The 24,810-nt window shown below is 68.6% G+C and carries 30 protein-coding genes and 1 pseudogene; 17 read left to right on the top strand and 14 right to left on the bottom strand.

The annotated features are described in order from the left end of the window. Positions 1 to 96: 96 nt before the first annotated feature. A complete protein-coding gene (dtd, locus tag ACIBVN_RS43395; protein WP_397146136.1) occupies positions 97 to 522 on the bottom strand; it encodes a D-aminoacyl-tRNA deacylase in 426 nt (141 codons plus the stop codon). 60 nt (positions 523 to 582) lie between these two features. Between dtd and ACIBVN_RS43390 the strand changes: the two genes are divergently transcribed. Next, entirely contained in the window at positions 583 to 1,491 is a 909-nt protein-coding gene (locus ACIBVN_RS43390; RefSeq protein WP_397146135.1) for an asparaginase, read from the top strand. Between the two features lie 8 nt (positions 1,492 to 1,499). On the opposite strand, the gene ACIBVN_RS43385 is transcribed toward ACIBVN_RS43390, so the two are convergent. Together ACIBVN_RS43385 and ACIBVN_RS43380 are read right to left on the bottom strand one after the other, a co-directional pair. Next, positions 1,500 to 3,107, bottom strand: a complete 1,608-nt coding sequence (locus ACIBVN_RS43385) for a DUF2207 domain-containing protein (protein ID WP_397146134.1) — start codon at positions 3,105 to 3,107, stop codon at positions 1,500 to 1,502. Positions 3,108 to 3,135: 28 nt separating this feature from the next. After that, positions 3,136 to 4,227, bottom strand: a complete 1,092-nt coding sequence (locus tag ACIBVN_RS43380; RefSeq protein ID WP_397146133.1) for an FAD-dependent monooxygenase — start codon at positions 4,225 to 4,227, stop codon at positions 3,136 to 3,138. Between the two features lie 103 nt (positions 4,228 to 4,330). Here ACIBVN_RS43380 and ACIBVN_RS43375 point away from each other — a divergent pair, with 103 nt between their 5' ends. Further along, on the top strand, positions 4,331 to 5,263 hold the full coding sequence (locus ACIBVN_RS43375; protein WP_397146132.1) for a TetR/AcrR family transcriptional regulator C-terminal domain-containing protein: 933 nt from the start codon (positions 4,331 to 4,333) through the stop codon (positions 5,261 to 5,263). Between the two features lie 5 nt (positions 5,264 to 5,268). On the opposite strand, the gene ACIBVN_RS43370 is transcribed toward ACIBVN_RS43375, so the two are convergent. Next, the gene (locus ACIBVN_RS43370) at positions 5,269 to 6,003 is read right to left on the bottom strand and encodes an alanyl-tRNA editing protein (protein ID WP_397146131.1); all 735 of its coding nucleotides are present in this window, start codon (positions 6,001 to 6,003) and stop codon (positions 5,269 to 5,271) included. Between the two features lie 27 nt (positions 6,004 to 6,030). Here ACIBVN_RS43370 and ACIBVN_RS43365 point away from each other — a divergent pair, with 27 nt between their 5' ends. After that, the gene (locus ACIBVN_RS43365) at positions 6,031 to 6,660 is read left to right on the top strand and encodes an SGNH/GDSL hydrolase family protein (protein ID WP_397146130.1); all 630 of its coding nucleotides are present in this window, start codon (positions 6,031 to 6,033) and stop codon (positions 6,658 to 6,660) included. On the opposite strand, the gene ACIBVN_RS43360 is transcribed toward ACIBVN_RS43365, so the two are convergent. The 5 genes from ACIBVN_RS43360 to ACIBVN_RS43340 form a co-directional block, all read right to left on the bottom strand. Beyond that, positions 6,661 to 7,023, bottom strand: a complete 363-nt coding sequence (locus ACIBVN_RS43360; protein ID WP_397146129.1) for a DUF2516 family protein — start codon at positions 7,021 to 7,023, stop codon at positions 6,661 to 6,663. A 205-nt stretch (positions 7,024 to 7,228) separates the two neighbouring features. Further along, positions 7,229 to 7,648: a hypothetical protein gene (locus ACIBVN_RS43355; RefSeq protein ID WP_397146128.1), complete on the bottom strand. Its 420-nt coding sequence runs from the start codon at positions 7,646 to 7,648 to the stop codon at positions 7,229 to 7,231. 3 nt (positions 7,649 to 7,651) lie between these two features. Beyond that, entirely contained in the window at positions 7,652 to 8,143 is a 492-nt protein-coding gene (locus ACIBVN_RS43350) for a helix-turn-helix domain-containing protein (protein ID WP_397146127.1), read from the bottom strand. 61 nt (positions 8,144 to 8,204) lie between these two features. Next, a complete protein-coding gene (locus ACIBVN_RS43345; protein ID WP_397146126.1) occupies positions 8,205 to 9,110 on the bottom strand; it encodes a M56 family metallopeptidase in 906 nt (301 codons plus the stop codon). After that, positions 9,107 to 9,463: a BlaI/MecI/CopY family transcriptional regulator gene (locus ACIBVN_RS43340; protein ID WP_397146125.1), complete on the bottom strand. Its 357-nt coding sequence runs from the start codon at positions 9,461 to 9,463 to the stop codon at positions 9,107 to 9,109. The genes ACIBVN_RS43345 and ACIBVN_RS43340 overlap by 4 nt, the downstream gene beginning before the upstream one ends. 237 nt (positions 9,464 to 9,700) lie before the next feature. Between ACIBVN_RS43340 and ACIBVN_RS43335 the strand changes: the two are divergent. Then, positions 9,701 to 10,204 (top strand): annotated as a pseudogene (locus tag ACIBVN_RS43335) (O-acetyl-ADP-ribose deacetylase). A 13-nt stretch (positions 10,205 to 10,217) separates the two neighbouring features. On the opposite strand, the gene ACIBVN_RS43330 reads toward ACIBVN_RS43335, so the two are convergent. Together ACIBVN_RS43330 and ACIBVN_RS43325 are read right to left on the bottom strand one after the other, a co-directional pair. After that, on the bottom strand, positions 10,218 to 11,006 hold the full coding sequence (locus ACIBVN_RS43330) for a class I SAM-dependent methyltransferase (RefSeq protein WP_397146124.1): 789 nt from the start codon (positions 11,004 to 11,006) through the stop codon (positions 10,218 to 10,220). Between the two features lie 40 nt (positions 11,007 to 11,046). Next, on the bottom strand, positions 11,047 to 11,790 hold the full coding sequence (locus ACIBVN_RS43325; RefSeq protein WP_397146123.1) for an SDR family NAD(P)-dependent oxidoreductase: 744 nt from the start codon (positions 11,788 to 11,790) through the stop codon (positions 11,047 to 11,049). Positions 11,791 to 12,123: 333 nt separating this feature from the next. On the opposite strand from ACIBVN_RS43325, the gene mshA reads away from it, so the two are divergent. The 5 genes from mshA to ACIBVN_RS43300 all read left to right on the top strand — a co-directional run bounded on the left by mshA (position 12,124) and on the right by ACIBVN_RS43300 (position 16,212). Beyond that, positions 12,124 to 13,362 carry a D-inositol-3-phosphate glycosyltransferase gene (gene mshA / locus ACIBVN_RS43320; RefSeq protein WP_397146140.1) on the top strand — a complete coding sequence of 413 codons (1,239 nt, stop codon included), beginning with the start codon at positions 12,124 to 12,126 and terminating at the stop codon, positions 13,360 to 13,362. A 39-nt stretch (positions 13,363 to 13,401) separates the two neighbouring features. Continuing rightward, entirely contained in the window at positions 13,402 to 13,881 is a 480-nt protein-coding gene (locus ACIBVN_RS43315) for a YbjN domain-containing protein (protein ID WP_397146122.1), read from the top strand. Positions 13,882 to 13,933: 52 nt separating this feature from the next. Then, a complete protein-coding gene (locus ACIBVN_RS43310) occupies positions 13,934 to 14,677 on the top strand; it encodes a phosphoglyceromutase (protein ID WP_397146121.1) in 744 nt (247 codons plus the stop codon). 358 nt (positions 14,678 to 15,035) lie between these two features. After that, entirely contained in the window at positions 15,036 to 15,764 is a 729-nt protein-coding gene (locus tag ACIBVN_RS43305; protein WP_397146120.1) for a DUF433 domain-containing protein, read from the top strand. A gap of 10 nt (positions 15,765 to 15,774) precedes the next feature. Continuing rightward, positions 15,775 to 16,212, top strand: a complete 438-nt coding sequence (locus ACIBVN_RS43300; protein ID WP_397146119.1) for a hypothetical protein — start codon at positions 15,775 to 15,777, stop codon at positions 16,210 to 16,212. Positions 16,213 to 16,479: 267 nt separating this feature from the next. Here the strand turns inward: ACIBVN_RS43300 and phoU are convergent, their stop codons facing one another. Next, positions 16,480 to 17,124: a phosphate signaling complex protein PhoU gene (gene phoU / locus ACIBVN_RS43295; protein ID WP_397146118.1), complete on the bottom strand. Its 645-nt coding sequence runs from the start codon at positions 17,122 to 17,124 to the stop codon at positions 16,480 to 16,482. A 123-nt stretch (positions 17,125 to 17,247) separates the two neighbouring features. Between phoU and ACIBVN_RS43290 the strand changes: the two genes are divergently transcribed. Further along, entirely contained in the window at positions 17,248 to 18,429 is a 1,182-nt protein-coding gene (locus ACIBVN_RS43290; RefSeq protein WP_397146117.1) for a sensor histidine kinase, read from the top strand. Further along, the gene (locus ACIBVN_RS43285) at positions 18,426 to 19,118 is read left to right on the top strand and encodes a response regulator (RefSeq protein WP_397146116.1); all 693 of its coding nucleotides are present in this window, start codon (positions 18,426 to 18,428) and stop codon (positions 19,116 to 19,118) included. The genes ACIBVN_RS43290 and ACIBVN_RS43285 overlap by 4 nt, the downstream gene beginning before the upstream one ends. Before the next feature lie 51 nt (positions 19,119 to 19,169). Here the strand turns inward: ACIBVN_RS43285 and ACIBVN_RS43280 are convergent, their stop codons facing one another. Continuing rightward, entirely contained in the window at positions 19,170 to 19,748 is a 579-nt protein-coding gene (locus ACIBVN_RS43280; protein WP_397146115.1) for a copper chaperone PCu(A)C, read from the bottom strand. Between the two features lie 275 nt (positions 19,749 to 20,023). Between ACIBVN_RS43280 and ACIBVN_RS43275 the strand changes: the two genes are divergently transcribed. The 4 genes from ACIBVN_RS43275 to ACIBVN_RS43260 all read left to right on the top strand — a co-directional run bounded on the left by ACIBVN_RS43275 (position 20,024) and on the right by ACIBVN_RS43260 (position 21,829). Next, positions 20,024 to 20,506 (top strand): CarD family transcriptional regulator, encoded by a 483-nt coding sequence (locus ACIBVN_RS43275; protein ID WP_020544658.1) that lies wholly within the window; start codon positions 20,024 to 20,026, stop codon positions 20,504 to 20,506. Positions 20,507 to 20,523: 17 nt separating this feature from the next. After that, complete coding sequence (gene ispF / locus ACIBVN_RS43270) at positions 20,524 to 20,994, top strand: 2-C-methyl-D-erythritol 2,4-cyclodiphosphate synthase (protein WP_397146114.1); 471 nt, start codon at positions 20,524 to 20,526, stop codon at positions 20,992 to 20,994. Between the two features lie 180 nt (positions 20,995 to 21,174). After that, positions 21,175 to 21,462 carry a GlsB/YeaQ/YmgE family stress response membrane protein gene (locus ACIBVN_RS43265; RefSeq protein ID WP_349446584.1) on the top strand — a complete coding sequence of 96 codons (288 nt, stop codon included), beginning with the start codon at positions 21,175 to 21,177 and terminating at the stop codon, positions 21,460 to 21,462. A 97-nt stretch (positions 21,463 to 21,559) separates the two neighbouring features. Further along, a complete protein-coding gene (locus ACIBVN_RS43260) occupies positions 21,560 to 21,829 on the top strand; it encodes a GlsB/YeaQ/YmgE family stress response membrane protein (RefSeq protein WP_364043983.1) in 270 nt (89 codons plus the stop codon). 60 nt (positions 21,830 to 21,889) lie between these two features. On the opposite strand, the gene ACIBVN_RS43255 is transcribed toward ACIBVN_RS43260, so the two are convergent. Further along, the gene (locus ACIBVN_RS43255; protein ID WP_397146113.1) at positions 21,890 to 22,906 is read right to left on the bottom strand and encodes a DUF2637 domain-containing protein; all 1,017 of its coding nucleotides are present in this window, start codon (positions 22,904 to 22,906) and stop codon (positions 21,890 to 21,892) included. 53 nt (positions 22,907 to 22,959) lie between these two features. Here ACIBVN_RS43255 and ACIBVN_RS43250 point away from each other — a divergent pair, with 53 nt between their 5' ends. Both ACIBVN_RS43250 and cysS read left to right on the top strand, forming a co-directional pair. Further along, entirely contained in the window at positions 22,960 to 23,346 is a 387-nt protein-coding gene (locus tag ACIBVN_RS43250) for a PPOX class F420-dependent oxidoreductase (RefSeq protein ID WP_349446587.1), read from the top strand. A 64-nt stretch (positions 23,347 to 23,410) separates the two neighbouring features. Next, the gene (gene cysS, locus ACIBVN_RS43245; protein ID WP_397146112.1) at positions 23,411 to 24,802 is read left to right on the top strand and encodes a cysteine--tRNA ligase; all 1,392 of its coding nucleotides are present in this window, start codon (positions 23,411 to 23,413) and stop codon (positions 24,800 to 24,802) included. Positions 24,803 to 24,810 lie beyond the last annotated feature (8 nt).

Here is a 24,810-nt window from a genome sequence, read left to right as displayed (position 1 = left end):
ACTGTGATCTTGGTCGACACTGTTCTAGCAGGGGCTCTGTTGCTGTTTCCGCCGATTTGACGACACCACGAAATCGCTAACTAAGTGGTCTTGGGCCTAGACCTCGAGGACGAGGGTGATCGGGCCGTCGTTGACCAGCGACACCTTCATGTCCGCCCCGAAGACGCCTGTCTCCACGTGCGCGCCCAACGCGCGCAGCTCCTCCACCACCGCGTCAACCAGCGGCTCGGCGACGGGCCCAGGGGCGGCGGCCTGCCACGTGGGCCGTCGCCCCTTGCGGGCGTCGCCGTACAGGGTGAACTGACTGATCACCAGGAGCGGTGCAGACACGTCCGAGCAGGACTTCTCGCCGTGCAGGATGCGCAGCCCCCACAGCTTCGCGGCGAGCTTGGCGGCCGAGGCGCGGGTGTCCGTGTGCGTGACGCCCACCAGGACCAGCAGCCCCGGCTCCTCGATCGCCCCGACCGTGCGCCCGTCGACCACGACCGACGCCGAACTCACTCTCTGCACCACTGCTCGCATGGCAACCCATTCTGGACCAGGAGCGACGATCCGTAGACTCATGCCGAAAGGGGAAGCGATATGTCGATGATTGTGGAAGTTGTCCGATCTGGGTTCGTGGAGTCCACGCATCAGGCTCGCATGCTGACCGTGGACGCCGAAGGGCACCCGGTCGCGGCGAGGGGCGCGGTGCACGTTCCCGCGTCGCCACGGTCGTCGATGAAGCCGCTCCAGGCGCTCGGCATGCTCCGCGCCGGTCTGCGGCTGGAGGGGGAGCTGCTGGCGCTGGCCTGCGCCTCGCACTCGGGCGAGCCGTTCCACGTGGACGGCGTCAGGAAGATCCTCGCGGGCGCGGGGCTGGAGGAGCCGGCGCTGGGGTGCCCCGAGGACTACCCGTTCGACCGTACGGTGACCGAACGCGGGCGCGTCTACATGAACTGCTCCGGCAAGCACGCCGCCATGCTGGCCACCTGTGTGCTGAACGACTGGCCCACCGACTCCTACCTCGAGCCGAAGCACCCGCTCCAGCGCGCGATCCGCGAGACCGTGGAGGACCTGACGGGGGAGCGGGTCGCGGCCTCGGGGGTGGACGGGTGCGGGGCGCCGCTGTTCTTCGTGTCGATGCTCGGGGTGACCAAGGCGTTCAGGGCGTTCCCCCTGTCCTCGCCCGATTCGTACGAACGCAAGATCTTCGACGCCATGACCACCTACCCCGAGTGGACCTCGGGCACCGACCGGCCGGAGGCCAGGCTCATGCGTGCGCTGCCCGGCCTCATGCTGAAGGCGGGGGCCGAGGCGTTCGACGCGTTCGCGTTCGAGGACGGGCGCGCCGGGACCGTCAAGATCGAGGACGGGTCGCAGCGCGCCCGCGTCCCGATCACGGTCGCGGCCCTGCGCTCGCTGGGCCTGGACGCGCCCGAACTGGCCGAACTGGCCGCGCCGCCGGTGCTCGGCGGCGGCCGGCCAGTGGGTGAGCTCCGCCTGCGTTAGAGGGGGCGCTAGAGGGTGCGGAACTGGCGGGTGGCGGAGATGGCGCCAGAGGTCGTGGTGGTGAACGTGCGCATCGACCCGGCGAACTTGGACAGGTCCCACTCCGCGGGGCCGTGGTACCAGTACAGGTTGTCGGCCTGGTGGCCGTTCCCGGTGACCGAGGCCACCACGCGCGACCAGTGCTCCACGCCGTCGAAGATCACCGCGTACGGCAGGTAGCGCGAGAACAGCTCCACCCGGTGCTGCTCGGGCACCTCGCCCAGCTCGCCCGAGAACAGGTACTTCCTGAAGCCCATGGTGTGCGCGAGCGCCGCCGAGCCCTTGGCCGTCTTGGCTGGCATGTACTGCCCGCCGACGGCCAGCGCGCCGCCCGCGATGATCAGGGCCAGGCCCAGCAGCCCGTACGTGGTGAACCAGGCCAGCGCCACCGTGGCCACCAGCCCGAGGCCGATGAGCGCCACGCCGATCGTCGTCCACCTGGTGCGCTCGGTGTCCGGGCGCCGGGCGAACCAGCCCTGCTTGACCACGTCGGCGTAGAGGGCGTCGCGTACCTTGCCCAGGTGGGTCGCGAACGAGCCGGACAGCTGCGACAGCAGCACCGCGTCCCGCCCGTCGAAGATGGCGTCGTACAGGGCGCGCTCGTAGGGCAGCAGCGCGTTGGTGGGCGCGTTGGGCAGCCTGACCAGCATCCAGTCGGGCGCGTCGTACGTCTGGCGCGGCTGCTCGTCGATCCGCAGGTAGCCGCGGACCGCGAGGTCGACGATCGTGGCGGTCACGTCGATCACGTCGGCCTGCTCGTCCACGAGCGTGCCGATCTGGCCGGGCCGCACCCCGTCGGGCGGGGAGAAGTGGCCGTTCTGCACCGGATCGACCGAGCCCTGCTCGTGCCCCGCGACCCTGGCGTCGCGCCCGCGCGTCCAGTAGAGCAGGGCGAGGCCGCCGAGCAGCAGCACCAGCAGCCCGGCCAGGGCGCCGCCGGTGACGGCGTTCAGCGTGAACGCGGCGGCCAGCGAGAAGCGCTTCTCCAGGATGGGGGCGCCGCTGCTGGAGCCCTTGGGATAGCCGACGACCACGGTCAGCGCCTGGCCGGTCGCGATGTTCTCCTGCTCGAAGTCGGCCTGGGTGGCCGAGTGGTCCATGGAGGCCGAGGTGCAGCCGATGGCCGAGGTCAGCTCCCCGGCGAAGCAGGACAGGTTCTGCACCAGCCCGGGGCCGTGCACCTTGACCGTGGCCTTGGCGACCTGCTGATTCCAGCCGTTCACCGCGAACCAGCGCAGCTCCTCGACACCGCCCGAGGTCGTCACCGCTCCCTTGACGTCGTACTCGACCGTCCCGTTTCCCTTGACGGTGAGTACGTCGCCTGCCAGGGTGCCGCCCTTGACGTTCGAGATCTGGTAGACGCGGTCGTTGTCGTCGTCGTACCGCGTCCTGGTGATGAACGTCCGCTTGAGCTCACCCGACGCCCCGCCGATCTTCTCGACCACGTGCAGGGTGCCGTTCTTGCCGAGGGTCATCGTCACCTCGTCCGTGATCCCGGCTACCGCTGCATGCGCGGGAGCGGCGGTCAACGTCAGAGCGGTGGCCCCGAGCACGGCCATCGTGAGTCTGATACCCATGGCGGCAAATCGTATCGGTTCGTGACTGTCAGTCCAGCGTGATGCTGGTTGCAGCCCGCTGAACACTCTCCGGCGAGGCGCCCTGGCCGGGGTTCTCGAGGGCGAGCGCCTGGTTCTGCTCGACGAACGGGCGCATGCGGTCCTCGTACCGGTCGAAGGCCGCCACCGGGTCCCTGCCGAGCTCCTCCGCCAGCACGTACGCCCCCACCAGGGCCAGGCTCGTGCCCTGGCCCGACAGCGGCGAGGCGCAGTAGCCCGCGTCCCCGATCAGCGCGACCCTGCCCTTCGTCCAGTGCTCCATCCTGACCTGGGCCATGGCGTCGAAGTAGAAGTCGTCGGCCTGCCACATGGCCGCCAGCAGCTTGGGCACCTCCCAGCCCAGCTTCTCGCAGTGCTCCTGGACCAGGCGCTTCTGCTGCTCGGCGTCGCGATAGTCGTAGTCGATCTTCTCCGCGCCGAAGCCCAGGTTGACCCGCATCACGCCGGCGTCGCGGTCGCTGAAGACGGCGCCACCCACGTCGCCCTCGCTGAACCAGGTCTGCCAGTGGTCCAGGCCGAGGAAGTTGTCGGCGGTGAAGATGGAGATGTACATGCCGAGGTGGCTGAGGAACGGCTCCTCTGGGCCGAAGGCGAGCCTGCGCACGTTGGAGTGGAGGCCGTCGGCGCCGAACACGTAGTCGTAGCGCTCCCGCCGGCCGCTCTCGAACGTCACGTCCACGCCGTCGTCGTCCTGCTCGAGGGTGGCGATCGAGTCGCCGTAGACGTATTCGGCACCGTCGGTGGCAGCGGTGAGGATCGCGGTCAGGTCGTCACGCATGATCTCGATGTCCGGGCTGTCGAACCGGCCGCCGCTGATCGTCTCCTCGTAGCTGCGCATGAGCTCGTTGCCGTCGCCGTCCACCATGGACATGCCGCGCATGGTCGTCCGCAGCTCCCTGATCTGGTCGATGACGCCCATCTTCTCGACCACCGTCATCGCGGCGCCCCTGATGTCGACGGCCTGGCCGCCCTTGCGGGGGGCCGGGGCCCGCTCGACCAGCGTCGTCTCGTATCCGTGCCGCCGCAGCCAGTAGGCGAGGGCGGGGCCGCCGATGCTCGCGCCGGAGATGAGTGCCTTCATGATGTGCTCCTGTCTTGTTGACGTCGTACGCTGAATGTACGTCGTACGGACAGCACGTCACAAGGGTATGATGGCATGATCTGTACTAGTACAGGAGGCGGAAATGACAGCGCCCTACGCCCGGATCGTCGCCGACATCAAGCGGCGCATAGCCGACGGCAAGCTGCGCCCGGGCGACCGGGTGCCCTCCACCAGGCAACTCGCCAGGGACTGGCAGGTCGCGCTGGCCACCGCCGCCAAGGCGCTCGCGCTCCTGGCCCAGGAGGGGGTGGTGGTGGCTGAGCCGCGGGTGGGCACGATCGTGGCGGAGCCGCGCGGGGGACGGGCGGCCGCTCGGCGTCCGGAAATTTCTGGAAATGACGTGACTCGCGAGCGCATCGTGCGGGCCGCCGTCGAGATCGCCGACGCCGAAGGGCTCTCGGAGCTCACTATGCGCGGCGTCGCCGACCGGCTCGGCATGGCCACCATGTCCCTTTACCGGCACATAGGCGGCAAGGACGATCTGGTGCTGCTCATGGTGGAGGCCGTGATCGACGAGTTCCCGCTGCCTGAAGAGCCCCCGGACGGCTGGCGGGCCAGGCTGGAGGTGTCGGCCCGTCTCCAGTGGGCCGGCTACCGCGCGCACCCGTGGATGGCCGGCGTCACGTCACTGACCAGGCCGCTGCCCTCGGCCAGTCTGATCAGGCACACGGAATGGGCCATGGCGGCGCTGGCGGACACGAGGCTCGACGCCACGGCCAAGATGCACGTGCACACCCTGCTCTACAGCTACGTGCAGGGCATCGCCGCCAACCTCGAGCTGGAGCGGCGGGCTCTGGCCGCCACGGGCGTCACCGCCGACGAGTGGATGGCCGAGCAGGACGAGCACCTGCGCTGGATCGCCGAGTCGAACGACTATCCCGCCTTCGCGAAGGTCGTCGACGATCTGGGCGGCGACTTCGACCTCGACCTCGACCGGCTCTTCGAGTTCGGCCTCGGCCCGCTGCTCGACGGCCTCGCCAAGGTGATCGACCAGCCCACCCCGTTTCAGCCGTAGGAGGGCTAGTTGGTGATCTGGATCCGCAGCCGCCGGAAGCCGCGCCCCTTGCTCTCGATCTTGGCCACCTTGATGTGCCCGATCTGCCTGGTGGAGGCCACGTGAGTGCCGCCGTCGGCCTGGGTGTCGAGCCCCACGATGTCGACGATGCGCACGTCCTGCACGCTCTCCGGCACGAGGTTGGTGGCCGTGCGGATGATGTCGGGGATCTCGAACGCCTCCTTGCGGGGCAGCACGCGTACGTCGATGCGCCGGTCGGCGGCGATCTCGGCGTTGCACGCGTCCTCGACCGCCTCCTTGAACCCGGCAGGCACCTCCGGCAGGTTGAAGTCCATCCGCGCGCTGAGCTCGTCCATGTTGCCGCCGGTGACGAGGCAGCCGTAGTCCCTGAACACCACCCCGCACAGCACGTGGAGCCCCGAGTGCGTACGCATGAGGGCCGAGCGGCGCTCGTCGGCCACCGCCGCCTGCACCACGGTCCCGGCGGGCGGGATCGGGTCGCCCTCGGCGGGGATCAGGTATAGATCGTCGCCTTTGCGCACCCCCACGACGCGGGTCTCCACGCCTTGCCAGATCAGAACTCCGTGATCCGCCGGTTGACCGCCCCCGCCTGGATAGAATGCCGACCTGCTCAGCACGATCCCATCAGGCGTCGCGTCCAGCACGACGGCTTCGAAGTCGCGTAGGGCCTGGTCCGACAGTTCCAGTCGCTGGGTGCGCCCGTGGAGGTCGTTGGTCATGTCGGCAGCCTAGTGCCCGAGGTGATAATGCGTGGCCTGAGGCTCATCGCACCGCTCGCCGCGATGACGGCGCTGGTGCCGGGATGCGCCGGTGAAGAGCGAGCCAAGCCCTCGCCCAAGCCGGTGATGATGTTCGTGGGCGACAGCTTCGCCGTGGGGTCGGGGCCGGTGCCGCGGTGGGAGACGTACGCGTCGGAGACCGCGCGGCGGCTGGGCTTCGAGCCGGTCATCGCGGGCGCGGGCGGCACGGGCTATCTCAACACGGGCCGGGTGGGGCGTACGTTCCAGCGCTCGTTCGAGACGGAGCTGGCCTGGCGCCCGGCCCCCGACCTGCTGGTCATCTCCGGCGGCCACAACGACCGGCGCTGGAGCCCGGCGCGGGTGGGGGACGCCGCCGCGCGGCTGCTGAAAGAGGTGCGTACGCGCTGGCCGCGCACGAAGGTCGTCATGGTCGGGCCGATCTGGCTGTCCGGCACGCCGAGGAAGGCCTACGGCATGCGTGACGCGCTGGCGAAGGTGGCCGGCCGGGAGGGCGTGACGTTCCTCGACCCCCTGCGCCATCGCTGGCCCGCGGAGGCGATCCTGCCCGACGGCGTGCATCCCACGCTCGCCGGGCACCGGCGGCTCGCCGCCTGGCTGGCGGGCGAGCTGGCCTGATCACCAGGGGCCGTAGGGCCCGTTGTTGCCCCGGCCCATGCCCTTGACGGCCGGCTTGACGTCCACGATGTAGATCGTGGCCGCGATGACCGCCAGGATCGAGAAGAAGCCCAGGCCGATGCCGATGAACTGGGCGCCGCCGACGAAGAGGAACGCGTTGAGGTAGCTCCACGCGCCCGCGGCGGAGAACAGTGTCGCCAGCACGAGGATCAGCAGCCAGAGGTTCTTCTGCAGCTTGCCCGCCGAGACGAACGCCGAAGGGGGCACCCGGAGCGCGTGCACGAGGGCGTAGACCGACATGCCGAAGATGACGGCGGCGAGCACCAGGAAGAGGAGATTGAGAACACCGTTGATCAAGTTCATGTTGTTGGCTCCGCACAACGCCGCGATGGAAAACGGCTTCAGCCTAATAGGCAGCCCCGACAGGAGGGCACCCTGAAGCGGAAAGGCCCGCCTCCCGAAAGAGGCGGGCTTCCGTGGGGCGGTCAATGAGAAACCTGCTCGTCAGCCTGCCGCTCTACTGTCGTACCTGGTCGAGGCCGTAGCGGCAGGCTGCTTGGCAGGTTTCTCATTGAGCCTTCGCCTTGGTGGTGCGGGGCTTCCTGACCGGCGTCACCGGCTTGGCGACGGGCGGCTCGGCGGCCTCGGACACCTCTTCGAGCTCGAGCGCGGCGGTGCCGCTCGCCTTGCTGACGACCTTGCGCCCGCGCGTGGCGAAGTCCTCGTAGACCTCGGTGGCCCTGGTGGTGAACTGGCCGGCGTACTCGCGGGCCTTCTCGGGGAACTCCCTGGCGAGGCCCTCGGCCTTGTCGGCGTACTCGCGGGCGCGCACCGGCAGCTCCTTGGTGAGCTCGGAGCGGCGCGACTGCAGCTTCTGCAGCTGCTCGGGCAGCTCGCGCAGCTTCTCCACGGCGTAGTCGCCGACGCCCGCGACGGCGTAGAACGGCTTGGACTCGGTGAGCTTCTTGACCTCGGTTGCGAGCGTCATGGGTTAACCTTCCTTGGTTTCCTGGGTGACGTTGCCGTTGCCGGAGGGCGCCGCATAGGGCTCAAGAGCGGCGAGAAACTCCTCCGGCAGTGGTTCGTCGTCCGATGCGGAGTCGCGCCGAGGGTGAGCTTTCTGGGAGGTCTGCTCGCCTTCGGCGTGCTTCTCCTTACGGAACGACTCATAGATATCAATCAGCACCTGGCGTTGCCGCTCGGTGAGATGCGTGTCGGCCCTTATTGCCGTGATGACGTCACTTGGCGGCTCGCGGTCCTCGATGAGGCCCGCCTGCACGTAGAGCGCCTGCGAGGAGATGCGCAGACCCTTGGCGATCTGGTTGAGGATCTCCGCGCTCGGCTTGCGCAACCCCCGCTCGATCTGGCTCAGGTAGGGGTTGGAGACCCCTGCCGCCTCCGCCAGCTGCCGCAGCGAGATCTTCGCCTGCTGCCGCTGCTCGCGGATGTATTCGCCGATCGAACCGACTTTGGGTAGTGCCATGCCCCATAGTCTGCCTCGTCCTGCTTGCAATTGCAAGCAGGACGGTTAACTCCAGCAAGCGTCAGAGCTGGAAAACCCACAGAAGGGGTGTTGTTGTGATCAAAGCCACAGAGAGTGCGATGTACCCGTAGCGCACCGACGCGGCCAGCTCGGGACCCGGCTTGATCAGCCGGTCGACCCTGGCCATGACGTGCTGGGCGTGCACGCCCAGCATGCCGTGGGGCGTCGGCATGGCGCCCGCCGTACCGAACCTGAGCAGCGCCGTCGCCAGCCTGCGCGGCGAGCAGTAGCGCCGGGCGCGGTCGTCGGCGGCCATCTCGATGAGCAGCTCGACCTGCGACTGCGCGTCGGCCACCACCTTCGACCAGGGCAGCGCCCTGCGCAGCGCGGCGAACGGCAGCAGCACCAGGTCGTGCCGCTCGCGCACATGCGCGGCCTCGTGCGCGAGCACTGCCGCCAGCTCGTCCTCCGACAGCAGCTTGAGCGCGCCCTCGCTCACCACGACCTGCGAGCGCAGGCCGGGCACGCAGTACGCCGCCGCGCTGGGGTGGTCGAGCACCCGCACTCCGGGCACACCGGGATCGTCGTGGGAGATCAGCGCGAGCAGCATGCGATGCCGCCGTCGCGCCCGCAGCGCCTGCACGCCGGCCGTGAGGAGCACCGCGATCAGCACGGTCAGCGCGGTGAGCCCCGCGATCAGGGCCAACACGTGCAGCGGGTCCCACGCCTCCAGCGGCGGCTCTCCCTGCGCGAACGCGATCAGCCCGGGCAGCACCCCCACGCCGTACGGCTGGACCGCGTAGGCGAGCATGGCGCCGGTGGTGGCAAGTCCCCAGGCCACACCCAGGGACTGCCAGACGATGATGGCCAGCCGTGGAGCTTGTGAGGTCCACCGGGCCGTGGTGAAACGCCAGGAGCCGACCGCGCACGCCGTCGCGAGCGCTGCCAGCACCGCTGCCGTGATCACTCTTCCTCCAGCTCCGTAAGGGCTCTGCGCAGGATCTCCGCCTCCGTGCCGGACACAGCCTGGGCGAAGCGGGTCAGGGCGGCCGATCGGTCGCCCGTCATGTCCAAGGCTTCAAGCATAAGCTCGGCGATGTACGCGTCGCGGCTTTCGGCGGGTTCATACCTCCACGCGCGGCCGTCGCGGGTGCGCTGGAGGAAGCCCTTACGGGTGAGGCGGTCGAGCACGGTCATGACCGTGGTGGGGGCAAGATCGCGGTCGGCTATGAGTCTGCCGACCTCGCGGGCGGTCAACGCACTGTTCTCCGCCCAGAGGATGTCCATGATGCTGCGCTCAAGCTCGCCAAGACCCTTCACGCCCTTCAGGGTAGCTCTACAACCTGTCGAGCTGGCATTTGGGCTGTGTGAATCCCGCCACGCCGGATGAACCCACTTGCGGCACCCCGCGTACCTCCAGACATGCGTTGGAGCACGGCGATTGTGGCGCCGCTCGGCCTGGTGCCGGCGGCGGGATGCTGCCGGCGCTCGCCCTGCTGGCCGTACGCATGACGCCGGTGTTGGCGCGGGACGGCCGATGATGACACTCTCGGTGAGATGGAGATCACGCTGGTGCGAGGCGACATCACCGAGCAGCGGGTGGACGCCGTCGTCAACGCAGCCAACTCCTCCCTCATGGGCGGGGGAGGCGTGGACGGCGCGATTCACCGCCGCGGCGGGCCGGAGATCCTCGAGGAGTGCAGGAAGCTGCGGGCCGGTCACTACGGCAAGGGCCTGCCCACTGGACAGGCGGTGGCCACGACGGCCGGGCGGCTGCCCGCGAGGTGGGTGATCCACACGGTCGGGCCGGTTCACTCCAGGTCGGAAGACCGTTCGGAGCTGCTGGCCTCCTGCTATCGGGGGTCGCTGCGGGTGGCCGACTCGCTGGGGGCCAAGTCGGTGGCCTTTCCCGCGATCTAACCCGGGCTCTACGGCTGGCCCATGGACGACGCCGCGCGGATCGCCCTCGACGCGGTGCGACAGGCGGACACGTCCGTGGAGGACGTCCGCTTCGTGCTGTTCGACAGCGTGGCCTACGCCGTGTTCGAGTCACGCCTCTGACGGCGGCGGCGCCTCAGCGGGGATCGACGGCTGACCAGGGGAGCGTCAGCTCGCCGAGCCGCCACCTGGCCGGGCCGCCCAGCGGCGGGCGCAGGGGCACCGGCCACGACGTGGAAAGCACCCGTACGGAGGCCAGCCACCGCTGCCGCAGACCGTGAGCCCCATACGGCGCGCTCATCGCCCAGGCATGGTCGAAGTCGCTCAGGAACGCATGAATCCGCTCACCGGGCACATTCCGGTGGATGAGAGTCTTCGGCAGGCGGTCGGCCAGGTCCGAAGGCCGCTCGAAGGCGTCGAAACGGGCTGAGAACGTGATCGTCTGGGGCCCTTCCGGAGACAGCCCCACCCAGACCGCCCGCCGCCCGTTCTCTGACGACGTCCCCTCGACCAGGACGCCGCCGGGAGCCAGCCCGCCCCTGAGCACGTCCCAGTAATGCCACGCCTCGGCCTCGCTGTACTGCCTGAGGACGTTGAAGGCCCGCACCAGCGTCGGCGGGCGCGGGACGGGCAGCTCGAACCCGCCCAGCCGGAAGCTCAACCCGTCCCTCTCGTACGGCTTCGCCGCCGCGACCCTGGCCGGATCGATCTCGATCCCGACCACCTCGACCTCCGGCGCCACCCTGCGCAGCCGGGTGAACAGCTCCAGCGTCGTGGTGTGCGACGCCCCGTACCCCAGATCCACCACGAGCGGCCTTTCCGCGGCTCGCAGCAGCCCGCCGTGCACGGCGACGACCCACCGGTCGGAGCGCCGCAGCCGGTTGTGCCCGGTCGTGCCCCGGGTGATCGTGCCGACCGGTGACACGTGCCCTGCCCGGCGCCGTCTGCCTGCGGCTCCGGCCGCTCTAGCCACTGACGCGGTGCACCTTGTGCTGGGCGGCCTGGGCTCTCGGACGGATGATCATGCGGTCGATGTTCACGTGGGCGGGGCGGGTCACGCACCAGGCGATCGCGTCGGCCACGTCGTCCGAGCTCAGCGGGTCGGGCACGCCCGCGTACACCCGCTCAGCGGCCGCCTCGTCCCCGCGGAACCGGGTGACCGCGAACCCCTCGCTCTTCACCATGCCCGGCGCGATCTCCACGACCCGCACCGGCTCCCCGACCAGCTCCAGGCGGAGCGTCTCGACCATCGACGTCTGGGCGTGCTTGGCCGCGCAGTAGCCGCCCCCGCCCTCGTACGACACCAGACCCGCCGTCGAGGTCAGCATCACGAGCACGCCGTCGCCCGACTCGATGAGCTTGGGGACGAGCGCCTGGGTCATGCGCAGGGAGCCGAGCACGTTCACGTCGTACATGCGCTGCCAGTCATCCAGCCGCGCCTCCGCCACCGATTCGAGACCGAGGGCGCCACCGGCGTTGTTGACCAGCACGTCGCAGCGCTCGAGCGAGTCCACCAGCGCGTCGACGGACTCCTGGGAGGTCACATCCAGCGTCACAGGCCTGATCGAGGAGACGTCCGCGGCCAGCTTGTCCAGGCGTTCGCGCCTGCGCGCGCCCGCCACCACCTCGAAACCCTCGGCGGCGAGCCGCCGCGCGGTCGCCTCTCCGATCCCGCTACTCGCGCCGGTCACCACAGCCGTTCTCCGCATGCCCCTCATCCTGCCAGCCACCCGCCACCACACCACCCCACGGCCACCACCCTCTCCGCCTCCACGCCCCGGCCTGCGCCATCGCCTCCGGCGCCGCGCCTCCGCCCCACGTGCAGGGGGACCTCAGCCGAAGTGGCGCGGGAGGCCGTGTCACCGAGCGTTGGAAGGCACCTCCTCAAAGGGTCCTTGGCCCCGCAACCCGGTCGACGGTCGTCCCAAACACCCGGTTATGACCCAATGTCGGGAATGTCGCAAAAATGTGGATGGTTATAAGCAGCTTGGAGGTGGTGCCGAGTGAGGCGACGACGGGTGAGCCGGGTCGCGACCATCAGCATGCACACATCGCCCCTGGACCAGCCCGGAACGGGCGACGCCGGAGGCATGAACGTGTACATCGTCGAGTCCGCCAAACGGCTTGCTCAGCTCGGCGTGGAGGTGGAGATCTTCACCCGGGCCACCGCCCGCGACCTCCCGCCCGTGGCCGAACTCGCCCCGGGCGTCCTCGTACGGCACCTCACCGCGGGCCCGTACGAGGAGATGGACAGGAGCGAGCTCCCGAGCCAGCTCTGCGCGTTCCTGTCTGAGGTGCTGCGCACCGAGGCCATGTACGAACCGGGCCGTTACGACGTCATCCACTCCCACTACTGGCTGTCCGGCCAGGTCGGCTGGCTGGCCAAGGAGCGCTGGGGTGTGCCGCTCGTGCACACCATGCACACCATGGCCAAGGTCAAGAACCTCCTCCTCGCCCAGGGCGACAAGCCGGAGCCCCAGGCGCGCGTGGTCGGCGAGCAGCAGGTCGTGGACATCGCCGACCGCCTCGTGGCCAACACCGTCGACGAGGCGCACGAGCTCATCGAGCTGTACGGCGCCGACGAGAAGCGCGTCGCCGTGGTGAACCCGGGTGTCAACCTCACCGTCTTCCAACCCGCCTCACAGGGCGCCGCCCGCCACCGGCTCGGCCTGCCGCAGGACGCGCACGTGCTCCTCTTCGTCGGCCGCATCCAGCCGCTCAAAGCCCCGGACGTACTGCTCCGCGCCGCCTCCAGGATGCTCATCGACGACCCCTCGCTCCGCGACCGCCTGGTCGTGGCCTGCATCGGCGGCCCGTCGGGCAACGGCCTGGCCAGGCCGTCCCTCCTCACCGAGCTGGCCACCGAGCTCGGCATCTCGGACGTCGTCCGCCTCGTGCCCCCGGCACCGCAGGAGGAGCTGGCCGACTGGTACCGGGCGGCCTCCGTGACGGTCGTGCCCTCGTACAGCGAGTCGTTCGGCCTCGTCGCGCTGGAGTCTCAGGCCTGCGGCACCCCCGTCGCGGCCGCCGCCGTGGGCGGGCTGCGCACCGCCGTACGGGACGGGGTGTCCGGCCTGCTCGTGGACGGCCACGACCCGGCGGAATGGGCGCAGGCGCTGCGCCGCTTCGTCACCTCGCCGCGCTGGCGCGACTCGCTGTCGGAGGGCGCCCGCACGCATGCGACCGCGTTCGGCTGGCAGGCGACCGCGGCCCGGTTGACGGAGGTTTACGCGGGCGCCGTCGCGCACTTGCACAAGACGCCCGTCGCCCTGAACTTCTAGGTCCGTACTTTGTTCTGGCGGCCTTCTATTCTGGTCAATATGCGCGATGTCGTCGAAGCCGCACTCAAGGCCGCGGACGTCTCCTACGACGAGCCGCGGCCGGGAGCGTTCCTGGTCAAACTGCCCGGCCAGCACAAGCTCGCCACCATGACCTGGTTGATCGTGGGGGAGCAGGCGCTGCACGTCGAGGCGTTCTTCTGCCGCCAGCCCGACGAGAACCACACCGAGTTCTACCGCTGGCTGCTCGGCAAGAACGGCTCGATGTACGGGGTGCACTTCTCGCTCGACCCGGTCGGCGACGTCTACCTGGTGGGACGGGTGCCGCCGGCCGCCGTCACGCAGGACGAGGTGGACCGGCTGCTGGGGTGCGTGCTGACGTACTCGGACGACTGGTTCGACCGGGCGCTGGAGCTGGGGTTCGCGTCGTCGATCAGGCGGGAGTGGGAGTGGCGGGCCAAGCGCGGGGAGTCGCTCGCCAACCTGCAGGCGTTCGCCCGCTTCGCCGACCCGCAGCGATGACGGTTTGATCCACAGAACCGCCCCGTACTCCGGTAACCATAGGATTGGCGACATGGCGACTTTGGTGCTGCTTAGGCACGGCGAGAGTGACTGGAATGCGAAGGGCCTGTTCACCGGCTGGGTGGACGTGAGCCTCTCCGCCAAGGGCGAGGACGAGGCCCGCCGCGGCGGCAAGCTCCTCCAGGAGTCCGGAGTGCGCCCGGACGTCGTCCACACCAGCCTGCTGACCAGGGCCATCCAGACGGCCCAGTTCGCGCTGGGGGAGGCTGACCTGCTCTGGCTCCCGGTCAAGCGGAGCTGGCGCCTCAACGAGCGCCACTACGGCGCCCTGCAGGGCAAGAACAAGGCCCAGACGCGGGAGGAGTTCGGCGACGAGCAGTTCATGCTGTGGCGCCGCTCGTACGACGTGCCGCCGCCCCCGATCGCGGACAACGACGAATACTCCCAGGCCGGCGACCCCCGCTACGCCCTGCTTCCCTCGGAGCTGATGCCCCGTACGGAGTGCCTGAAGGACGTGGTCGACCGCATGCTCCCGTACTGGTACGACGAGATCGTCCCGGACCTGGCGCTCGGCCGCACGGTCCTGGTGGCGGCCCACGGCAACTCCCTGAGGGCCCTGGTCAAGCACCTCGACGGCATCGGCGACGAGGAGATCGCGGGCCTCAACATCCCGACGGGCATCCCCCTGCTGTACGAGCTGGACGGTGACTTCCGGCCCCGGCGGCCCGGCGGCGAATACCTCGACCCCGACGCCGCCAAGGCCGCCATCGAGGCAGTGGCCAACCAGGGCCGCTGACCCAGGAGCACGGCCTTTCACTTATGGGCGCTTCGCGCTCGGGATTCCAGACAGCGCCTCCCAGGAGGGGCAAGCCCCCCTTCGACCCCCCAAAGGCGCGGTCTTCGCAGGTGTGCGCTTCGCGCAAGGGGCTCAGGCTGTGTTGCGTGGGGGCACGCCCCCACACCCCCGGGCGAGGGGACTACCGTCCCCTCGCGCTCCCCGCCTTTGACCGCAGAGCGATGAGATGACAAGGCAGACCTATGTCGATTTCGTGAGATGACGTCACGGAATCGAACATAGCGATCGGACAGGCCGAAGGCCGAAGATCGCGTGCGCCAGGCGGCGGATTTCCCTAGGCTGTCCATCAAGGAGGGACATGATGGGAGCCTACGGCGAGACCCCGCGCACTAGTCTGATCAGTGACTTTCGCTATGTCACTCCTCTCTACACCAAGAGCCAAGCGGCTGACTTGATCGGTGTATCTCGTGAGTCCTTCCGAAACTGGTCCGTCGGATACGCGTACAAGCGGATGGACGGCCTGATCGTTGCCGCTGAACCCTTGGTGACGACCGCGGGCGCGCATGGGCCGACTGTGCCGTTCGTCGGACTTGCTGAGGCTTACATGCTTGCCGCATTTCGAAGTGCGAAGGTGCCGATGCAGCGCATCCGGCCGGCTATCCGCTGGCTTGAGGAGAACATCGGTCTTGAGCAGGCATTGGCCAGCGAGCGGCTGATGACCGACGGTGCTGAAGTGTTGTGGGACTTCAGGGAGCACACCGCTGATCCCGCCGAGCGGGAGGCGGTTGACGGTCTGGTCGTGGTGCGTAGCGGTCAGCAGGTGTTCCGCCCGGTCGTGCGCGGTTATCTTCAGCGCGTTACCTACCAGGACGGCTGGATGAAGGTGATTCAGCTTCCCGGTTATGAGCGCGTGACGGTGACAGTTGATCCATGGATCAATGGTGGACAGCCGACGATCAGCCGCCGCGGGATACGTGTAGCGGATGTCCTCAGCCGCTTGCGGGCTGGTGAGGACAGCCATGAAGTCGCTGAAGATTACGACCTGCAGGTGAACGAGGTCGAGGCGCTCCTGCCGCGGGTCGCGTAGGGAAAGGCCCGTGGCAGGCGAGGCGCAGGATTCCGGACTCAGCTTCTTTCTGGATCGAGGGCTGGGCTCTCGGATCGTGCCCAACGCCCTCCGTGAGGCCGGCTGGGTGCTGGAAACAATGTATGAGCGCTACGGAAAGGACGACTCGCAGCGCATCGCAGATGTCCAATGGATCGAGGAAGCGACGATTCGCGGTGACGTCTTGCTGTGTAAGGATCTTGCCATTACCCGGAATCTGGTCGAGGCGCGAGTCATCTATATGAGCGGTGCTCGCATCTTCGCGCTCGCGCATGCTGGCGTGGTTGGGAGAGAGATGGCTGCCATCTTCCTGGCCAATGAGGCGAACATCGTGCATGCGGCCCAGCGGGTCACGGAGCCATTCGTCTTCGCTGTCGGTCGCGATGGTTTGCGGCGTAGCCGCCTGCGATACCCGGTCGCAGGGTCGTAGGGATATGACCAGGTGAGAGTGGCGGCGCTGCAAGCTCAGGCTGACTCATCATCGATACGAAGGGTGCCCAGGACAGGGGACGCGCGAGGGGATGGGAGTCCCCTCGCCTGGGGGTGTTGGGGCGTGCCCCCACACGACACGGCCTGAGCCCATCGCGCGAAGCGTGTCTCGCCTGCGAAGACCATGCCTTTCGGGGGTCGAAGGGGGCGGAAAGCCCTCTGGGAGGCGCTGACTGGAACCCCGGCGCGAAGCCCCCGAACGTGGCTCTCAGCTGGGCCGGGACCCCGTGACCAGGTAAACGACGTCCGCCGCCACCCGCACCGCGTGGTCCGCGTACCGCTCGTAGTACCGCCCGATCAACGTGATGTCGATCGCCGGCTCCACCCCGTGCTCCCAGTCCTTGGACAGGATGTTCTTGAACAGCCTCCGGTGCAGCCGGTCCATCGCGTCGTCGTCCTGCTCCAGCTCCAGGGCCGAGTCCACGTCCCGCGAGGCGATGCAGCTGCCGGTCTTGGTGACGAGGTTCTCCGCGATCTGCCCCATCTCCACGATCGTCGAGCGCACCTCCGCGGGGATCGCCGACTCCGGGTGGCGGAGCCGGGCGACCTTGGCGACGTGGACGGCGAGGTCACCCATGCGTTCCAGGTCGGTGCCCATGCGCAGCGCCGTGATGACCATCCGCAGGTCCACCGCCACCGGCTGCTGCCTGGCCATCAGCTCGAAGATCGAGCTCTCGACGTCGGCGAATATCGCGTTCACTTCCTCGTCCCGGGAAATGACGCTCTCGGCCAGCTGGAGGTCCGAGTCGAGCAGGGCCGTCGTGGCCCGCGAAATGGCCGAACGGACGAGCCTGGTCATCTCGACCAGCTTGTCGGTCAGTGAATCGAGTTCCTCATGGTACGCGTCGCGCATGGTGTCACCGTACGTGCCCGTCGATGAACGAACTTCTACCGTCAGATGAACTTTCCAGGAAAGGCCGTTCATCCGCTGATGAGGGGGGTTATCCCTGGGAAAACGCCACCTACCATCGGAGATATGAGTGAGATGGCCATGAGCTTCGCAGCCCTGGCCGGGTTCGTCGTGGGCGCCCTGGCGGTCCTGTTCTACCGAAATCAGATCGAGGCGCCCAAACGTGGCGGTGGGCCCGACCCGGTCGAGAGCGGCGCGGCGCTGCCGCAGGGCGTGGCGTCCGTGCTGGCCGTGCTGCCCTCGTCCGCCGTGGTGCTCGACGCGCACGACAAGGTGCTGCGCGCGAGCTCGGCCGCGCGGGCGTTCGGGCTGGTCAAGGGCGACCGGCTGATGGCAGCCGAGCTGCTGGCGCTGGCCAGGCAGGTACGCAGGGACGGAGAGATCCGCGAGAGCGAGATCGACGTCGCCGGGCACAAATTTGGCCAAGAAACCACCAACTTCGCAGTCCGCGTCGCCCCGCTCGGCTCCCACGGCCTGGTGCTGGTGCTCGCCGAGGACCAGACCGAGCGGCGCAGGGTCGAGGCCGTACGCCGTGACTTCGTCGCGAACGTCAGCCACGAGCTGAAGACCCCGGTGGGCGCGATGAGCCTGCTGGCCGAGACCATCCAGGACGCCGCCGACGATCCCGAGGCGGTCGGCCGCTTCGCCGGGCGCATGCAGCACGAGGCGGCCCGCCTCAACTACCTCATCCAGGACTTGATCACGCTCAGCAGGATCCAGGGCGCCGAACCCATCCCCACCCCTGGCCAGGTCTCGATCGACGAGTCCATCCACGACGCCATCGACCACTGCAACACCAAGGCCGCCGCCAAGGACATCACGCTCGTCACCGGGGGCACCGAGGGCCTACGCGTCTGGGGCGACGACGAACTCCTCGTCACCGCCCTGCGCAACCTGATCGACAACGCCGTCGCGTACAGCCCCGAGCACACCAGGGTCGTGGTCAGCGTGCGGCCCGCGGGCGACTCGGTGGAGATCAGCGTCAGTGACCAGGGCATCGGCATCCCCGAGGAGGCGCTCGAGCGGATCTTCGAGCGCTTCTTCCGCGTCGACGCGGCCAGGTCACGCGCGACCGGGGGCACGGGCCTCGGCCTGGCCATCGTCAAGCACGTCGCCGCCGCACACGCCGGCGAGGTGTCAGTCTGGAGCAAGGAAGGCTCCGGCTCCACCTTCACCCTCCGCCTGCCCGCCTTCGGCGGCACGGCGGTGGCAGTACCACCCTCGATTCCCCTGGAGACAGCTAAATGACCCGCGTACTCGTCGTGGAGGACGAGGAGTCCTTCTCGGACGCCCTGTCCTACATGCTCCGTAAAGAGGGCTTCGAGGTGTCGGTCGCGGCGACCGGACCCGAGGCGCTCGACACATTCGACCGCAACGGCGCCGATCTGGTCCTGCTCGACCTGATGCTCCCCGGCCTGCCGGGCACGGAGGTCTGCCGCTCCCTCAGGCAGCGCTCCAAGGTCCCGGTCATCATGCTGACGGCCAAGGACAGCGAGATCGACAAGGTCGTCGGCCTCGAGCTGGGCGCCGACGACTACGTCACCAAGCCGTTCTCCTCGCGCGAGCTGGTGGCCCGCATCCGCGCGGTGCTGCGCCGCCAGGGCGACGTGATCGAGGAGCTGGAGACCGCGGTGCTGGCGGTCGGCCCCGTGCGCATGGACGTCGACCGGCACGTCGTCGCCGTGCGCGGCGAGCAGGTGCAGCTGCCGCTGAAGGAGTTCGAGCTCCTGGAGGTGCTGTTGCGCAACGCGGGGCGGGTGCTGACCCGCGGCCAGCTCATCGACCGGGTCTGGGGCGCCGACTACGTGGGCGACACCAAGACCCTCGACGTCCACGTCAAGCGCCTGCGCGCCAAGATCGAGTCTGACCCGTCCAACCCGCGCTGCATCCTCACCGTGCGCGGTCTGGGCTACAAGTTCGACGCCACCGAAGAGTGAAAAACCCTTGTTCCGGTACGGATCCCGTACCGGAACAAGGGTTTTTGCGTGTCAGTGGGCTTCTTCGGAAGCGCTGGCGGAAGGCGTCGGGGTGGGCGTGGCGGCCGGAGTGGCGTTGGGCGCCGGGGGGTAGTCCTTGAACTCACGGCTGCGCGTGACCACAGGGACGTTCATGGACACGATCCCGGCGTTGGCGAACTGGAGGTCCAGCTTGATGCTTTCGCCGCCCCTGAGGCTCTTGGGGATCGCCTCGAGCATGAGCTGAGGGGTGGGCTTGCCGGTGTTCACCAGCTGGTTGCTCGGGAGCTGGATCGGGGCCGTGATCTTGACCGTCCCCCAGCTGCCCGCGTTGACCGCCTCGAGGGTGTCGGGGGCGCCGGCGGTGTTGAGGATGTTCAGGTAGATCGGGGCCGAGCCGCGCCAGGCGAGCTGCGCACCGGAATCGGGGCCGAGGATGAACGCCTGAGGGATCTGAATGCCGCGCGTGCCGTAAGCACCGTTCTGGATCAGTACCCCTGCCTCGTTGGGCGCGTACGGCATGTTGGTGTTGGCGTCGAATCCAGCCCCGCAGCCCGCGAGCACGGGGGCTGCCAAGAAGGCGGCTACGACAATCCAGCGACGGCTGGTCACGGGCGGGTTCTCCTTGGTCTTGCGGAGGGCTCGCGCATGCGCTAAGCGGAGGTGGCGCGCATGCGTGATGTGCAGCGCCCACCATATCCACCCCAATCCATGGTCATATCCGCACCCCTGCAGGTCATTCGCTATGTCCGCAAATGCGATTCATAGAGTTGAGCGCTTGTCAAGCCCCAATATGAGGCCTTGACCTGCAGTTATGAGGATTTCACTGTTCCGGGAGGCTGTGGATGCGTGGTACCCTGGAGTACAGCGGAAGGGGTACTTGTCACATGACTTTCCAGGTCGGCGACACTGTCGTCTACCCCCACCATGGGGCTGCTCGGATCGAAGCAATCACGACGCGATCCATCAAGGGTGAGGAAAAGACCTACCTGGTGCTCAAGGTCGACAAGGGCGACCTTACCGTCCAGGTGCCAGCCGAAAACGCAGAACTCGTCGGTGTGCGCGATGTTGTCGGCCAGGAAGGCCTTGAACGGGTTTTCGATGTCCTGCGTATGCCACACACGGAAGAGCCCACCAACTGGTCTCGTCGCTACAAGGCCAATCTGGAGAAGCTTGCCTCCGGTGATGTGAACAAGGTCGCCGAGGTGGTTCGGGACCTTTGGCGGAGGGACCGCGAGCGCGGGTTGTCCGCGGGCGAGAAGCGCATGCTCGCCAAGGCGCGCCAGATCCTGGTCAGTGAGCTTGCCCTGGCGGAGAAGACCAACGAGGACAAGGCTGAGGCCCTGCTCGACGAGGTTCTCAACTCCTGAACACGAATCTTCCCCGGGTGGGCGTCGGAGTCGACGTCCACCCGTTCGCTTCGGGAGCCTCGAGGCGGGAGCTCAACCTCGCCGGTCTGCACTGGCCGGGCGAAACCGGGCTCGAGGGCCACTCTGACGGCGACGCGGCCGCGCATGCCGCGTGTGACGCGTTGCTGTCCGCCGCCGGTCTGGGCGATCTCGGGCAGCTCTTCGGCACATCCGATCCACGCTGGGCGGGCGCCTCGGGCGTCGCGCTGCTGGAGGAGACCGCGCGCCAGGTCCGGGCCGCGGGTTTCGAGATCGGCAACGTGGCCATCCAGGTGATCGGCAACCGGCCCAGGCTCGCGCCGCGCCGTACGGAGGCCGAGAAGGCCCTCAGCGCCGCCGTGGGCGCGCCTGTGAGCGTGTCTGCCACCACTACTGACGGACTCGGGCTGACCGGGCGCGGAGAGGGCATCGCGGCCTTCGCGACGGCCCTGGTGGTCAACCATTCCTGAACGCCGGGCGTCTTACGTACGGATGCGTGAGGGTGTCCCGGCGGGCCGTCGCCTGGCCCGCTGAATCAGGAGGCGGCGGTTCGTCACTGGCGCGGTACGGACCGCCGCCTCCCCTTGGTTGTTTGCCTGTTCAGAGGGTAGATGTCCCACGACATGTGAACGTGTCGGGGGGAGCTACACATGATCGGCGCGATTGTTTCCGCAGTAGTCATCGGCGCCATCGTCGGTGCCCTGGCCAGGTTGATCGTGCCTGGCAAGCAGAACATGTCCATCGGCCTGACTCTCATCGTCGGCATCGTCGCCGCCCTGATCGGCACGCTGATCGCGCAGGCGGCCGGCTGGGCCGACACGAGAGGGATCGACTGGATCGAGCACATCCTCCAGCTCGTGCTGGCGGTCGCGGGTGTGCTCCTCGTGACGCGGATGGGTCCGGGACGCGCCGGACGTACCCGTGGAACACCCACCTGACCTGCTCGTTCGTAAAACCCGCGCATAAACGCGGTAGATCGGGTAGCGGCATCCCCGTGAGAGTGAACCGTTCGCTCTCACGGGGAGGTTTCGAGTCATGACAATCGAGTCCATCCTTGGCGCCATCGTGATTGGCGCCGTGATTGGCGCAATCGGTCGCCTGCTGCTTCCCGGCAGGCAGGCCATCGGGTGGATCCTCACCATCGTCGTCGGCATCGTGGCCGCCCTGCTGGGCACGGCGCTCGCGCAGGTGCTCGGTGTGGAGACGACCCCTGGAATCGACTGGATCGAGCTGGTGATGCAGGTGGTGCTGGCAATTGTCGGCGTCGGCCTGGTCGCCGGGCTCAGGCGCGGGTCCAGGGTCTAGGCGGAATAGATGGGCCCGCCCGGGGATCGTGTCCCGGGCGGGCCTTCTCCGTCCTCTGGCTCAGTCTTCCGGGTCTTCCGGGGGCCGCGGGGTGCTGCGCAGGCGCCCCGAGGGGGCCGGGGTGTCGTCGTCGCGGATCACGGGGTGGGGGGCGGTGTCCGCTGACTCGTCGTCCCGCTCTTCCACGTCGGCCAGCTCGGGGCCGTGCCCGGGGTCGGGCGCGTCGTCCGTCACGACCGGGTGGGGCTGGGTGTCGGCGTCCTTGTCGTCGGCGCGCGGGTGGACCAGGACGTCGGTCGGCTTGATCCGATCGCCCCAGCGCATGGGGCGCCGCGGCCGCTCTTCCTCCTGCTCCTGTTGCACGGGACGGGGCTGTGGCTCTTCGTCGTGCTGCGCGGGACGGGGCTGTGGCTCTTCGTCGTCGTGCTGCACGCGGCGGGGCTGTGGCTCTGCCCCGTGCTGCACGGGCCACGCGGCCACCTGCGCCGCCACCGCCGGCGCCTCGGGGACTGCCTGGACAACCTCCTCAGGAGCTTCCTGGACCTCTTCTCGGGCCTCCTGAAGCTGTGGAGGCGGGGGCGGGGTCTCGGCCGCCGGGCGGTCGGGGTGGAAGGGGATGATGTCCTGCTCCACCGCGGTGTGGTCGGCCGCCGCCCGATGCGACTGCACGTGCTTGATCAGCAGCAGCCAGAGCCACAGCGCCACGGCCAGCATGACCCAGGGCGCCAGTGCCACGCCGACGGCCGCCTGCCGTACGTCGAACACGAACCGCACCGCGGTCGCCACATTCGCCGCCGCGGCCGCCACGATGAGCACGACCAGCACGAACGCCGCCTGCACGCGTACCAGCAGCCGGGCCGAGCGCAGCAGCAGCACGTCGATCAGCGCGACCACCAGGAGGGCGTCGAAGGCCGCCGGATAGAGGAAGGCGAGGTCTTGCCTGGCCTCGCCGGTGATGGCCAGCGCGCGCAGGTCGTCGAAGGAGAGCGCGCACGCGGCCCCGGTCAGGGCGGCGACGGCGAGCCCGGCCAGGGCGATGCCCAGGCGGCGGAGCGTAGAGGGGGGAGTCACGTCCATGGCGGTTTCGAGCCTACAGAAGAATGGGGCGCACGATCGATCAAGGGAGATACATGGCCGAGCTGTCGGAAGATGTTCGCAAACTCTTGGATGCGCCGAATTATGCGACGGTGACCAGCATCAACCCGGACGGTGGGCCACAGTCGACTGTCGTGTGGGTGCGTACGGACGGCGACGACGTGCTGTTCTCGACCGTGAAGGGGCGTAGGAAGCCGCGGAATTGGGAGCGGGACCCGCGGGCGAGTCTGCTGGTCATCGACCCGGACAATCCGTACAGATATGTGGAGTTGCGCGGGCGTGTGACCATGACGCCCGACCCTGAAGGAGCGCTCATCCAGGAGCTCTCGCAGAAGTATCGAGGGCTCCCATGGGAGGACAAACCGGGCGCAGAGCGGCTCATCGTACGGATCTCTCCGGACAGGGTCACGTTGCGAGGCTGATTTATCGGTGTGACGGCGGGATTTATCGGCGTGACCAAGGCGCGGAGGCGTTAGCCTTGCCTTCGTGAGCCTGCACATCTACGACACCAGTACGCGCGCCATCCGTGAATTCGTTCCGGTCGAAGCCGGCCGGGCGTCGATTTACCTGTGTGGGGCGACCGTGCAGGCTCCTCCGCACATCGGGCACATCCGCTCAGGTGTGAACTTCGACGTTCTCCGGCGCTGGCTGGCGCGTTCCGGCTATGACGTGACGTTCTGCCGCAATGTCACCGACATCGATGACAAGATCATCAGGGTGTCGGCCGCGGAGAGCGTGCCCTGGTTCGTCGTGGCCGAGCGCAACCAGCGGGCCTTCACCTGGGCGTACGAGACGCTGGGCTGCCTCCCGCCGACCGTCGAGCCGCGCGCCACGGGGCACGTGCCCGAGATGATCACGCTGATGGAGCGGCTGATCGCGCGCGGGCACGCGTACGCCTCCGGCGGTGACGTCTACTTCGACGTCCAGTCCTACGCCGACCGCTACGGCTCGCTCTCCAACCAGAAGCTGGAGAACATGCGGGCCGCGGCCGACACCGACGACGAGTCGTGCAAGCGCGACCCGCGCGACTTCGCCCTGTGGAAGGGGGAGAAGCCGGGCGAGCCGACCTGGCCGACCCCCTGGGGGCCCGGTCGTCCCGGCTGGCACCTGGAGTGCTCGGCCATGGCGACGAAATACCTCGGCTCGACCTTCGACATCCACGGGGGCGGGCTCGACCTGATCTTCCCGCACCACGAGAACGAGATCGCGCAGTCGCAGGCGGCGGGCGACGGGTTCGCCCGCTACTGGATGCACAACGGTCTGCTCAAGATCGGCACGGAGAAGATGAGCAAGTCGCTCGGAAACTCGCTGCTGATCCCCGAGATGGTGCAGAAGGTCCGGCCGGTGGAGCTGCGCTACTACCTGGCGGCGCCCCACTACCGCTCCTCGATCGACTACTCCGAGGAGGCCCTGCTGGAGGCCGCGGCGGCCTACCAGCGCATCGAGGGCTTCGTGACGCGTGCCGCCGAGGTCATCCACGACGTCGACGCGGACGCGCCGCTGCCGCAGGCGTTCGCGGACGCCCTCGACGACGACCTCGGCACGCCGCAGGCGCTCGCGGTCGTGCACGAGGTGGTGCGCGAGGGCAACGTGGCGCTGTCGCGGGGCGACAAGGAGGCTGTGGCCCGCCTGCTCGCCGAGACCCAGAACATGCTGGACGTGCTCGGCCTCGACCCGCGCTCCCCGCAGTGGCGTGGGGCCGGATCGGATCTCTCGCCGGTGGTGGACGCGCTGGTGGCGGTGGCGCTGGAGCAGCGGAAGGCGGCCAGGGAGCGCAAGGACTACGCCGCGGCCGACGCGATCAGAGACCAGCTGGCCGCGGCGGGGATCACGGTGGAGGACACCCCTCACGGCGCCCGCTGGGAGCTGACCCGCTGACCTCCGCC

Source organism: Nonomuraea sp. NPDC049400 (genome assembly GCF_044466425.1).
Lineage (GTDB): Bacteria > Actinomycetota > Actinomycetes > Streptosporangiales > Streptosporangiaceae > Nonomuraea.
This window is presented reverse-complemented; position numbering and strand designations above follow the sequence as displayed.